Below are 12,133 nucleotides of genomic sequence, written 5' to 3'. Positions count from 1 at the left end.
ATTCATTGCTCTAGACTGACGATGACAAGATCCGCTCCTATGACCATAGTATGGTATTAAGAATAAGAACGCGCCGCCAATGTAACAAAAAAAAGCCCCAATAAAATATTGGGGCATTGAGATAGTTCGCTGTGTCTCGTAAATGATACGGAAGGAGTTAATCGGCTTGCTTGATATAATGGTCGATATTAATTTCTTGAGCATAATCAACACAATCAAAGTCGAAGCCATTGAGCTGCATGAATTCTCGCTTAAAGCCCTTGTAGTCACCTAGTTGCTTAAAGTTGTACTGATCCATTTTCTCCAGTAAATCGGCCACTTTTTGCTGAGTATCTGGGTTGAGCTCCCAATCATCCATACGGATCAGTCGTTCGCCATCAACGGGTACTTTGCCTTTGCTAGAGAGTTTTTCGCTAAACAGACGCTGCATCTGCTCGATACATCCTTCGTGCGTCTCTTTTTCTTTCATCACCTTATACAATGCGACAATGTAAGGGCTTAAATTGGGAATGAACACGCTCGCCTTCGTGACTAAAGCTTTACAAACAGTCGCATAAGCCCCGCCGCCATAGTTAGACAATTTTAGATTGAGAGAGTGGCTGGTTTGGTGCAAATCAATTTTGGCGCGTCCCAGTGTACCGTCAAGATAAATGGGGTGAGTAATCTGAGGGCCGATGTATGAAAAAGCAATGGTTTTACACCCTTGTGCAATCGATTCAGCGTTGATCAGCGTATCTATCCAGTTTTCCCAATCCTCGCCACCCATCACTTTCAGTGTACTTTCGATCTCTTCGTCATTTGCAGGGGCAATGGTGGTTTCTACCCACGTATCGTTTTCTAGTAATATCGTCGCACCAGAAACGGCCTCACCAATCGGTTTGATGGCGGAGCGCCAATACTGATCTGAATTGGGTTTTGGTCTCATGCCGCTGGCGATACTGTAAATGACTAAATCGACTTCCCCTTCAAAATAGGTCTCTATCGCTTCAATCACTTGCTCGCGTACTGATGGTGAAAAAACATCCCCATCGATATTGACGGCGACTCGACCCGCTTGTTCGGCCTGTTGTTTAAAAAAGAGATTGTTGTACCAACCAGCACTACCAACCCCTTTTTCTGATGGCGTTTTTTCAAAGGAAACGCCAATCGTATCGGCTTCTGAACCACCAAAGGTCAGGGCAATGCGGGCGGCGAGCCCAAAGCCTGAAGATGCGCCTAAAATGAGAACTCGTTTTGGCCCGTGAGTGATCGGTCTGCAAGATTTTACGTAATTAATCTGTTGTAACACAGCTTGTTCGCATCCGAGTGGATGAGCAGAGCGAGCGACCACACCTTTGATCACAGGTTCAATGTGCATAGTTTGTACCTTTGCGGTTAGGGGAATGGTCTAAAAAATATCGTAAAACTAGGTAAAGTTCATTGAGCTGAGGCATTAAAATCAGAGATGCTCTGCTAAATGTTGCGCAACAAAATTGGCGATCCACGGCTGAGCGTCGACCGTCGGATGTAAGCCATCAGCCATCATCCACTCTGGTTTAATGATCACTTGCTCTAAGAAAAAGGGCAGTAACGGCACAGTGTGTTTGAGGCTAAGCTCAGAATAGAGGCTATAAAAGGCATCGCTGTAGCGTTTGCCATAGTTTGGTGGAATGCGGATCTGCATCAAAAGAGGGGTTGAGCCTGCTTTTTTTATTTGGCCAATGATGGCGGTTAAATTGCCGCTGATCAATTGAGGTGGAAAGCCACGCAATCCGTCGTTCGCACCAAGCTCAATAAGCACCGCATCAGGGGTATGTAGGGTGAGTAGTGACGGTAAGCGGGCTAGGCCATTGCCCGTTGTATCGCCAGAAATACTGGCATTAATGACATCAATGTCTGATTTACCTTCAGCTTGCAAGGCATTAGGTAGCAAGCTAGGCCAAGCGTTTTCAATCGGCATTTGGTAACCAGCGCTTAAACTATCACCCAATATCAAGAGTGTGGTACTACTAGCGCTAGCCGAGAATAATAAAATACAAATCAAGGAAAGAAGTCGAGTCATGCAAACATCCGTTATTAGAGCACATTCATTATCTAAAACAGTCTCTACCAATCAAGAGCATTTAACAATCCTAAAAGAGGTAAACCTAGAGATCAAAAGTGGTGAAAGCGTGGCGATAGTCGGAACGTCTGGTGCGGGGAAATCAACCCTGATGACGCTGTTGGCTGGGCTTGATACGCCGACACGCGGAGAGGTAGAGCTATTGGGTCAGCCATTGTCTCAACTGGACGATGAAGGACGTGCGGCGATCCGCAGTCAATCGGTTGGCTTTGTGTTTCAAAGCTTTTTGCTGATCCCAAGCTTGTCTGCGTTAGAGAACGTGACGCTACCTTGTTTGTTAAAAGGCGAAAAAGAGGATGTGGATCGTGCTAAATCCTTGTTGACGGCCGTTGGTTTATCGCATCGAATGCATCACTCTCCTGCACAACTTTCAGGGGGCGAGCAGCAACGAGTCGCGCTAGCAAGAGCTTTTATGATCAATCCGAAAGTGCTGTTTGCCGATGAGCCTACTGGCAACCTTGATCAAGAAACCGCGGCAAAAGTGGTTTCATTATTGTTTGAATTAAATAAGCAGCACGGAACGACCTTAGTGCTGGTTACTCATGATCCCGTTCTTGCGGCGCAATGTGATCGTATTTTCCACATGCAAGCCGGTATGTTGGAGGAGCGGTAATGAGCGAGATGTCGAGCCGTTCACTCAATAAACGATTAATTCGCTGGAGCTTAGGTGAAATCCGCCACGGACAGTTGTGGCCTATTTCAGTGGCGCTAACCTTGATCATTGCTTGTATTTTTGCGCTGACTGCCTTAGCTGAGCGTATGGAGCAAGTGATTGTTAAACAAGGTAAAGACGCACTCACTGCCGATAGTGTGTTTGTTTCCGCAAACCCACCCCCAGCGTCATTGCTCGATCAGATCGAGCGCTTGCAACTGCCGTCTTCACAACTTACGCGTTACGCGACAATGGCATTCAGTGAGCGCGGTATGCAGTTAGTCACTGTCAAAGCAGTGGATAGTGCTTATCCGCTACGCGGTGAAATGCGTCTTTCTGATGATGTGACGACATTTCAGCACCTTGCGCCGAATCAACTGTGGTTAGATGAACGAGTGTTTGCGCAATTAGACGTTCAAATTGGTGATCAGGTCACGCTGGGCGATGCCGACTTTACGGTATCGGGACGCATCCTTGAGGAGCCGGGACTCAGCTTTAATCCGTTTCAACAGATGCCCGCGGTGTTGATCCACCAAGACGATGTGGCTCGTACTGGTGCACTTCAATTGGGGAGCCGAGTGCAATTTAGCGTGTTCATTAATGGTGATGATGGACAGATTGAAGCAGTAAAACAGCCCGTTACTTTAACGCCTAGCGATCGTTGGCGCGACCGAAATAGCGCCAGCCGAACGAATGAGGTTTTTGAACGCACAGAGCAATATTTGTCGTTAACCGTAGCGATTGTGATCATCATGGCGGCAACCACATTAGTCCTGACTTGTCAGCACTATGTTTCTACGCGGCAAAAAACCATCGCCATGTTAAAAAGCCTTGGAGCGAGCAAACGTTGGATCCGCCAATGGTTGTTCGTACAAGTGGTGATTTTGTTTGTTTCTGCTGCGGTGCTTGGGGTATTGATCGGCATTGGCCTAGAGTCTTTATTACGCGTGCCGCTGGTGGATTTATTGCCTACGCCTTTACCGAGTTATGGCGCTAAACCCGCTTTTATTGCGCTGATGGCGAGTGTATTGATCGCTTTTCCTGCACTCGGCATTCCTCTATTGCATTTGCTAGATACCAGTGCGCTCAATGTCATGCAAACAGAGCGAGCGAAACCGAATCATCGTCGTAATGGGTTGCTCATCTTGATTCCGTTGGTGCCAATGCTGTGGGTTTATTGGAATAACCTCTTAGTGTGGATTGTGTTGGCTGGGATAGTGACGCTTTTTGCGGTGCTTGCTGTGGTCAGTGTTTTGGTGGCTCGTAGTTTAGGACGTCTTCCGCTCTCTACCGCGATTAAATTAGCGCTCAGCCGAATCAATCGTTCGGCAATCACGACCGGAGTCCAGTTCGGCGCGTTAGGACTATCGTTAATGTTATTGGCGATCATCTGGTTAGTGCGTACCGATTTACTCTCTGATTGGCAGCGAACCTTACCCAGCGATGCTCATAACGCATTTGCACTCAACATTTCACCAAATGAAGTTAATGATTACCTTAACACGTTAGACAGCGCCAACATTGTGCGTTCGCAAGCCTATCCGATCATCCGAGGGCGTTTATCGACTATTAATGGCATAGAGGCCAAGCAACAAGCTCAAGGTGAAGAGGGGAGTGATGCGTTGAGGCGAGAGCTCAATTTCACTTGGGGAGAATCGCTACCCAGCAACAACCAACTGACGGCAGGAGCGTGGACAGAGCAAGGTGGCGTTTCGGTTGAATCGGACGTTGCTCGTGATTTGGGGCTGAAACTGGGTGATAGTTTGGGGTTTGTGATCAATAGCCAAACCGTGGAAGCGAAAGTAAATTCCATTCGCCAAGTCGAGTGGCGAGAAATGAAGCCTAACTTCTATTTCATTTTTACCCCAGACCTATTGCAGGAGATCCCTGCCACGTGGCTGGTGAGTTTCAGAGCGCAAGATCAAGATAACGCCTTGCTTGCCACCCTTGCTCGCACTTACCCTACGGTCAGTTTGATGGATATCCGGGCAATGGGCGATAAGATTCAAACTTTGCTGACGCAAATTATCTGGTCAGTGACAGTGCTGGCCGCAATGGGCGTTATTGCTGGTATTTTGCTGATTTTTACTCTGTTGCGTTTAAGTTTAAGCCAGAGGCAACAAGAAATTCGCTTATACCGCACTTTAGGGGCCAGCAAGCGCCGCGTCGAGCAAACTATTTGGGCTGAATACGGTTTGATGGCGCTCATTGCCGGAGTCGTCGCAAGCCTTGGCTCTGACGCGGTGGTGGCCAGCGTCATGAAGTTCGGTTTTGAACTAGAACCTATGGCGCATTACAGCATGTGGTTGGTGCTACCCTTGGCGACGTTTTGCACATTATCGCTGGTCGTGAGTAGTTTAATTAAGCGGCTGTTAACCCCTATAAATAAAGAGTTTAACTAGCGATATCCATAATCCCAGACTGAGTTATCCACAAAAACAGTGGATAAAGTTTGGGATAACTCGACGGCTTGATAACGGCCTATTTGCGCTTAGCCCCGTAGTTACCTTGGGTTGCGCAGTTTTGTTATTCACAAGGTTGAAAAAACGTCGTTTTGGCTTTATTGAGTCAAGCAATTTTTTAAGTTATTTGTCGATTATGCGTATTGCTTGTTAGTCGTAAAACAGATAAGACCACGTGAAAAATGTGATTTTAATAACGCTTTACAAGCTTTAGAATGCATCCGGGTTTTCCAGAGTACTCGTATCTTATGTCATATAAAAAGTTCAATACAGATTCTCCATGTGTCGCAATTATTGGTGGGGGTGTGGCTGGTGCCACTGCCGCCGTTCATATGGGAGAACTGGGGCTCAATGTGCTGCTTTTGGAAAAAAGCGCTGGTCTCGTTAATGGGCCGCCGATTTGCCATCTGCACGCGGGCGGTAACCTCTATCGCGAAATTTCGCAGCAGCAGTGTCTTGAGTTACTTAAGCAGTCGATTGAAACCGTCAGGCTCTACCCCCACACGCTGAATAAGCGACCGACTGTGATTGCTGTTCCGCATAGTGATGGCGGTGAGCCGCAAGCCTTATTACCAAGGCTAGAGCTTATTCAGCGCAGCTATCAACAATTGGTTGATGAAGACCCACGTAATCAGCAGCTTGGTCAACCCCAAGAGTATTTCAAACTCTACAGCCGTGAAGCACTGCAGGTATTAGCAACTCAGCAACAGAGTGATCAACCGACATCATTCGATGATTGGGTGATCCCTTTTGCTCAACATGCAGATTTAAATCAGTTGAAGTACCCAGTCATTGCGGTGCAAGAATACGGTTGGAGTGTTTTTCGGCTGGCGGCCAGTGCTGAGCTTGCGTTAGCGGCGATGCCTCATTGCCAAGTTTTAACGCACGCTAAATTAATCAAATCTGATTTTATTGATGAGCAATGGCAGCTCGTTTATTTGGATGATCAAGAGCATGAACACGTTATCCATGCCGATTATTTAGTCAATGCATGTGGTTATGAAACGGGAATAGTCGATGATTTGGCTAAGGCTCCGCGTCAACGCTTGGTGGAATTTAAAGCGGCCTACGTTACCCGTTGGGCAGAATGCGACCAGCAATGGCCAGAAGTGATTTTTCACGGGCCAAGAGGCACCCCACAAGGAATGGCTCAGCTAACACCGTATGCTGATGGTCTATTTCAGTTGCATGGTATGACCGAGGGAATCACGTTATTTAAAGATGGGTTAGTGGCCTCGCAAGCTGGATCATCACAGCCCGTATTGCCTGATTATCTCGAACGCAAAATTAAGAACGGTTGGCAACAGGACGCACTGCAAGAGCGCAGTGAACGAGCCATACACCACATGAGTCAGTTCATCCCACAGTATATTCAAGCTCAAGTGGCTGGTAAGCCACTGTTTGGTGCGCAGCAAATTCCTGGCCAAGATGCCACATTACGAGCCGCTGATGTTACGTTTGAAGCTCATAATTATGCGCGAATCGAAGTGGTCAAAGGTTCATCCGCGTTGGAAGCGGCAACTAAAATTGTTCAGCATTGGCAGTTAGTGAACGATGAAGACTTGCTACAATCGATAGAAGCTCGTCACCCAATCAGCATGAGTTTGGCTCTTGAGCAGGTGGAAGAGAAAGCCATCGCGTTAGCTAAGGCACGCGCTTATCCTGAAGCATTGGCAAAAATTGTCGGTATGGTTTGATTGGTGACACCTTGCGGTTTTCTAAAGGAGCAAGGTGATAGTTGTTAGTAGCCGAAATAACGCGCCCATTGGCACCAAACCTCTTGCAGGCCTTGTATATCACCTTTGACAAAACGTATTTTCTGCCCCGGTTTTGCTTGTGCCAAACGGGGCAGATCAATGCGAGCCACACACCCTAATTTAGGGTAACCGCCGATGGTTTGGCGATCGTTGAGTAAAATGATCGGTTGGCCATCTGGCGGGATTTGAATCGCCCCCAAAGCAATTCCTTCCGATAAAATAGGTGTCGCGGGTGGGGTAACCGTATCGCCATTAAGACGATAGCCCATGCGATCGGCATGCTGACTGACAGTGAAGCTGGTTTGATAAAAGCGATCGAGTTGCTGCGATGAAAATTGCAGGGCTTGGTAGCCTTCAATGACGCGTAATTTAAGTGGCAGATTATAATCAGGCTTATAACGAAAAGTGATGTGTACGGGTTTGTTATCGATAGCGTGGGGATTAAAGTGCAGTGAATCGCCCGCTTGCAGTGGTACGCCGTTTTGCGTTAACCCACCAAGCTGTTCTTTGGGTACGGTGGCAACACTACCTAAATGGTGAGGCACAATGAACCCTCCGCGCACGGCCAAATAAGCTCTTAAGCCATTTTTGGCTAGGCCAAATTTCAGTGTTTGCCCGGCTTGCGCGCTAAAGCTTTGCCAATTACCAATCAGTTTTCCATCTAACGTGGCCGATAAATCACCACCTGCAATTGCCAGCATACATGGATGTTCAACATGAAATTCCGCCTGACCAAGCGTGATTTCAAGCGTTGCTAAATTGACTCGGTTACCCAGTAAATGGTTGGCCCAACTGTAGGCGTAATCATCGACTGGTCCTGATTGAGTAACACCGATATGACTGAGACCAAAGCGTCCAAAATCTTGAATTAAGCTCAGTTGACCGGGTTTTATCACCTGTAGTAGGGGGCTCATGAATGGTGCTCCCACTGCGCGGCTAATTGAGGTATTTCACCTCCTAATGATAAAAACTCCTCGCGAGTCATCGCTGTAAACTTCACTTTAGTTCCAATCGAAAAAGGCGTCATTGGTGTTTGATGAGGAGAGAAGAGCGCATGGGGGCAATTGGCGATGATATTCCATCCTCCGGGAGAGTTGTTCGGATAGACGGCCGTTTGCTGTTCTGCAATCGCGACGCTGCCTTTTGCCACACTAAGGCGTGGGGTGGCATGGCGCGGTAAGCGTAATTGTTCATCTACTTCAGCCATAAAGGCAAAGCCTGGTGCAAAACCGACGGCACAAACGGTGTAGACCGTTTGAGTGTGCAGCGCGATAACTTGTTGCGTGGATAAACCAAGCGCATGGTAGCGCTTCAAATCTGGGCCGACACTTTCATCGTAGTAAGCGCCAAGCTCAACCAAATTGTGGGTGGCTTCCACAGTTAAAGATAAGGCCGCGATCGCTGTGATCAATTGCTGCTCTAGCTCCCTTTGACTTATACGATAAGGAAGGTAATCGATCAAAATGGTAGTGTAAGAAGGGGTGACATTCATCAGGTAAGTAGAAAACTGCACCATGATCTGTTGCGCAATTTGTCCGATATCGAGTGAGAGATCGGCCGATGGCGGGTGAGCAAAACGCAATAAGAGGTTGCATTCCGCAACGGGTTCAATGCTGTAGTTCAATGTCACTTAACACTCCTTGTGATGACGTTGTAGCCGCTAGGAGATACACGTGTAATGGTTCAACGCTCTCGTAGACAAATTCGGATTTTCTCTATCAGTTCAATCGCTGCCGGATTATCGCCATGCACGCAAATTGTATCGGCTTCGATAGGGATCACAAAGCCATCCGAACTGGTCACTTTTCCGTAATCAACCAGTTGTTTAATTTGATTGATGATCGCCTCTTCATTAGTCAGCACTGCATTGGCTTGGCCTCTTGGAGTGAGCATACCATTAGCGAGATAAGTCCGGTCGGCAAAGGCTTCAAACAGCAATGGCACGTCATAAATATCGGCGATATCAAGGTAATCTTGGTTATTGCCTGAAGCTAAGATCATCAAGGGCACATTGAAGCAAGAAACTGCATCGACCACTGCGCGAAAGACAGATTTGTCACGCATCATATCGTTATATAAAGCCCCATGAGGTTTGACGTAGCTTATCTCGGCATTTTTGCTCTCACATAATGCCTTGAGTGCGCCAATCTGGTAAATCAGTAACTCGCATATCTCTTCTTCGCTAAAACTCATTGAACGGCGACCAAAACCTTGCAAATCGGGGTAACCCGGGTGAGCGCCAATCATTACATCAAATTGAATCGCCAGCTCAATCGTTCGGCTCATCACGTGTGGGTCAGAGGCATGAAAGCCACACGCAATATTGGCCATGTCAATCCAAGGCATCACCAACTCATCAGCGCCCATTTGCCATGCACCGAAGCTCTCGCCCATGTCACAATTGAGAGTGATTGTTCTTTTTGTCACAGGTTGCATCATCCTTGAGTGTCCATGTTGAGTAACTTGCCGTAATCAAAGGCAATATACAGTGATCCGATTCATTGTTTGGCGATAAGTATGGGCCGAAAGAGAGCGAATTTGCCTGATAGACAAACATTAAAGCAGATTGATTTATAAGTGAAGTTTAGGTTGAAAGTCGTTAAACTTGCACAACCAATGTCAGAAGGTAAAAACAATGAAAGTATTAGTGACAGGCGGGATGGGGTATATCGGCAGCCATACCTGCATTCAAATGATCCACGCCGGTATGACACCCGTAATTTTTGACAACTTATACAATAGTAAAGCATCGGTTTTAGAGCGCATCGAAAAAGTGTCCGGTGTGAAGCCGCTGTTCGTCCATGGTGATGTACGCAACCAAGCACAACTGGTTGAAGTGATGAAAGCGCAAAATATTCAAGCGGTGATCCATTTCGCAGGCTTAAAAGCAGTCGGTGAGTCAGTAGAAAAACCATTGGAATATTACGATAACAATGTTAATGGCACATTGGTACTGGTGGCGGCCATGCGTGAAGCTGGCGTGAAGGCACTTGTTTTTAGTTCATCTGCAACCGTATACGGTGACCCAGCCTCAGTGCCTATTACCGAAGATTTCCCAACCAGCGCGACCAACCCTTATGGCCGTAGTAAGTTAATGGTTGAAGAGTGCTTGGCCGATTTCCATAAAGCCAACCCAGATTGGAGCATTACACTGCTGCGCTATTTTAACCCTGTAGGTTCACATCCATCAGGCGAGTTAGGTGAAGATCCACAAGGTATTCCGAACAACCTAATGCCTTTTGTCTCGCAAGTGGCCGTGGGTCGAAGAGCATTTCTCTCTGTTTTTGGCAGTGATTACCCAACTAAAGACGGCACAGGGGTTCGCGATTATATTCACGTAATGGACCTAGCCGATGGTCATATTGCTGCGCTGGAAAAAGTAGGCCAACAAGCAGGCTTGCACATTTATAACCTAGGCACAGGAAATGGCTACAGTGTACTAGAGATGGTGAAAGCGTTTGAACAAGCGTCAGGTAAAAGCGTGCCGTACCAATTGGTCGAACGCCGCGCTGGTGATATTGCGGAGTGTTGGGCAGATCCAAGCAAAGCGATGGCGGATCTAGGTTGGAAAGCGACTCGTAGCCTAGAAGCGATGACACAAGATACGTGGCGTTGGCAGTCAAATAATCCACAAGGTTATCCTGAGTCTTAAGCTCTTGCTTCAACTTCTCTGCGATGAATGAAATAAATAGCCAGTCAAATGACTGGCTATTTTGATCTGACTTGGTTACTCAAGCAACCCAATGATCAGTTGGTCCGATAACGGCTTAAAATTTCACCAAGGTTGAGCGAAGCGTTTGCAAGGCTAGCGACACCTTGCGATGAGGTTTGCGCAACACTGCGAATCGCATTGGATTGTGTACGAATATCACTCAGCTCAGCAGCAATATCATTAGCAACGGCGCTTTGCTCCTCGGCTGAAGTTGAAATTTGAATACTCATGTCATTGATCATTTTTGCTGATTCAGCAATTTGATTGACGTTATTGCCGATGTTAGCGACTAAATCACTACTGGTTTGAGCTTGACTAACCGTTTGCTCAGTAATGCGTGCGATATCTTGACTTTCGGTTTGCAGCTTCTCAATCATGGATTGAATTTCAACAGTAGCCGCTTGCGTGCGGCTAGCTAAGGTGCGAACTTCATCAGCTACCACGGCAAAACCGCGCCCTTGTTCACCAGCACGTGCCGCTTCTATTGCAGCGTTCAGTGCCAATAAGTTCGTCTGTTGCGAAATGGCATTGATGGTGGTGATCACATCGTTAATCTGCGCCGTATTTTCATTCAATGTAGACACCGAATGAGAGGCTTGTTCAATGAACTTTGACAACTGGGAAATTTCATTAATCGCTTGCTGAACTAGCTGTGAGCTCTCTTTCGCTTGTTTTGAATCTTGCTCGGCTTGCTGATTGGCTTGTTGGGAAATGGTCGACACTTCTTGCGCCGAGGCCGTCATCTCTTCCATGGCCGTGGCGACGGAATCCAAGGAAGCGTATTGGCTACTGATTTGTTGCTCGCTCTCTTTCATCTCATGGGCAAAAGAGCTGGATGTTTCACCGAGAGTGGTGGCATTTTGTTTTACTGAAACTACCAGTTCGGTCAAGGTGTCCATGGCGTTATCGAGCGCGCAGCCAATGGTGCCAAACTCATCGCGACCGGGATGAAAACCTAATCGTGAAGTTAAATCACCTTTTGAAATTTTCAAGGTTGTTGTGTACAGCACCCACAATGCACCGCCAATAAAAGTAGCGACCCAATAGAGGAAAATAGCAAAAGGGATTGCCCACAAATAGCTCAACAGAAAAGTCGAGAGTGCCGATCGCCGAGCGTCTTTTTCAAGATAAGAGAGATTCTCTGTTAGCGCGTAAACTTTGCCATCGCTGTGTTTTACTGTGGCGGTAATCACCCCTTTTTGATAACTAGTTGCGGCTAAAGAATGGCGAGTTTCAACCGCTGAAAGGGTTTGTGGATCTGCGCCGCTGGCAAGGAGACCTTGCAGTTTGTACTCAACGGCCAACTTCGCTTGCGCTTCTATCTGGGCCAGTGAATCAACATAGCGATTTCCTGCGACAAAGCTTAAAGCGGTGAGGAATAAAGCGAAGATCACCCACATCTTGTCATTAATTGACATTTTAATGAACACGCGGTCAATCGTCCTGAAC

10 protein-coding genes are annotated in these 12,133 nt (G+C 47.1%); 4 read left to right on the top strand and 6 right to left on the bottom strand.

Going from position 1 to position 12,133, the window contains the following annotated elements:
* Positions 1-157: 157 nt before the first annotated feature.
* Positions 158-1,357 (bottom strand): enoyl-ACP reductase FabV, encoded by a 1,200-nt coding sequence (gene fabV / locus AACQ17_RS05700; protein ID WP_017046084.1) that lies wholly within the window; start codon positions 1,355-1,357, stop codon positions 158-160.
* Positions 1,358-1,438: 81 nt separating this feature from the next.
* A complete protein-coding gene (gene tesA, locus AACQ17_RS05695; protein WP_094147668.1) occupies positions 1,439-2,041 on the bottom strand; it encodes a multifunctional acyl-CoA thioesterase I/protease I/lysophospholipase L1 in 603 nt (200 codons plus the stop codon).
* On the opposite strand from tesA, the gene AACQ17_RS05690 reads away from it, so the two are divergent.
* The 3 genes from AACQ17_RS05690 (at position 2,040) to AACQ17_RS05680 (ending at position 6,912) form a co-directional block, all read left to right on the top strand.
* Complete coding sequence (locus AACQ17_RS05690) at positions 2,040-2,714, top strand: ABC transporter ATP-binding protein (protein ID WP_064626272.1); 675 nt, start codon at positions 2,040-2,042, stop codon at positions 2,712-2,714. The genes tesA and AACQ17_RS05690 overlap by 2 nt on opposite strands.
* The gene (locus tag AACQ17_RS05685; RefSeq protein WP_094147669.1) at positions 2,714-5,155 is read left to right on the top strand and encodes an ABC transporter permease; all 2,442 of its coding nucleotides are present in this window, start codon (positions 2,714-2,716) and stop codon (positions 5,153-5,155) included. Before AACQ17_RS05690 ends, AACQ17_RS05685 begins: the two co-directional genes overlap by 1 nt.
* Positions 5,156-5,430: 275 nt before the next feature.
* Complete coding sequence (locus AACQ17_RS05680; protein ID WP_017046088.1) at positions 5,431-6,912, top strand: FAD-dependent oxidoreductase; 1,482 nt, start codon at positions 5,431-5,433, stop codon at positions 6,910-6,912.
* A gap of 44 nt (positions 6,913-6,956) precedes the next feature.
* Here the strand turns inward: AACQ17_RS05680 and AACQ17_RS05675 are convergent, their stop codons facing one another.
* Genes AACQ17_RS05675 through AACQ17_RS05665 form a run of 3 tightly spaced genes read right to left on the bottom strand, consistent with a single transcriptional unit; the run spans position 6,957 to position 9,399 of the window.
* Complete coding sequence (locus AACQ17_RS05675; protein ID WP_013867949.1) at positions 6,957-7,901, bottom strand: 5-oxoprolinase subunit C family protein; 945 nt, start codon at positions 7,899-7,901, stop codon at positions 6,957-6,959.
* Positions 7,883-8,602: a 5-oxoprolinase subunit B family protein gene (locus AACQ17_RS05670; RefSeq protein ID WP_013867948.1), complete on the bottom strand. Its 720-nt coding sequence runs from the start codon at positions 8,600-8,602 to the stop codon at positions 7,883-7,885. Before AACQ17_RS05670 ends, AACQ17_RS05675 begins: the two co-directional genes overlap by 19 nt.
* 53 nt (positions 8,603-8,655) lie before the next feature.
* Entirely contained in the window at positions 8,656-9,399 is a 744-nt protein-coding gene (locus AACQ17_RS05665; RefSeq protein ID WP_026027410.1) for a 5-oxoprolinase subunit PxpA, read from the bottom strand.
* Positions 9,400-9,607: 208 nt separating this feature from the next.
* Here AACQ17_RS05665 and galE point away from each other — a divergent pair, with 208 nt between their 5' ends.
* Entirely contained in the window at positions 9,608-10,624 is a 1,017-nt protein-coding gene (gene galE / locus AACQ17_RS05660; protein ID WP_029189705.1) for a UDP-glucose 4-epimerase GalE, read from the top strand.
* A gap of 95 nt (positions 10,625-10,719) precedes the next feature.
* On the opposite strand, the gene AACQ17_RS05655 is transcribed toward galE, so the two are convergent.
* Positions 10,720-12,133 (bottom strand): methyl-accepting chemotaxis protein (locus AACQ17_RS05655; protein ID WP_240507693.1); only part of this gene is annotated, 1,414 nt, incomplete at its 5' end.

The organism is Vibrio sp. V10_P2A27P122 (assembly GCF_963874335.1).
Taxonomy (GTDB): Bacteria; Pseudomonadota; Gammaproteobacteria; order Enterobacterales; family Vibrionaceae; genus Vibrio; species Vibrio anguillarum.
Note: the sequence above shows the minus strand (reverse complement) of the source record. Positions and strands in the feature narration are given on the sequence as shown.

Bases quoted from the DNA above. Each gene is read 5' to 3' on its own strand.
- fabV (WP_017046084.1), bottom strand. From the start codon at position 1,357: ATGCACATTGAACCTGTGATCAAAGGTGTGGTCGCTCGCTCTGCTCAT.
- AACQ17_RS05690 (WP_064626272.1), top strand. From the start codon at position 2,040: ATGCAAACATCCGTTATTAGAGCACATTCATTATCTAAAACAGTCTCT.
- tesA (WP_094147668.1), bottom strand. From the start codon at position 2,041: ATGACTCGACTTCTTTCCTTGATTTGTATTTTATTATTCTCGGCTAGC.
- AACQ17_RS05685 (WP_094147669.1), top strand. From the start codon at position 2,714: ATGAGCGAGATGTCGAGCCGTTCACTCAATAAACGATTAATTCGCTGG.
- AACQ17_RS05680 (WP_017046088.1), top strand. From the start codon at position 5,431: ATGCATCCGGGTTTTCCAGAGTACTCGTATCTTATGTCATATAAAAAG.
- galE (WP_029189705.1), top strand. From the start codon at position 9,608: ATGAAAGTATTAGTGACAGGCGGGATGGGGTATATCGGCAGCCATACC.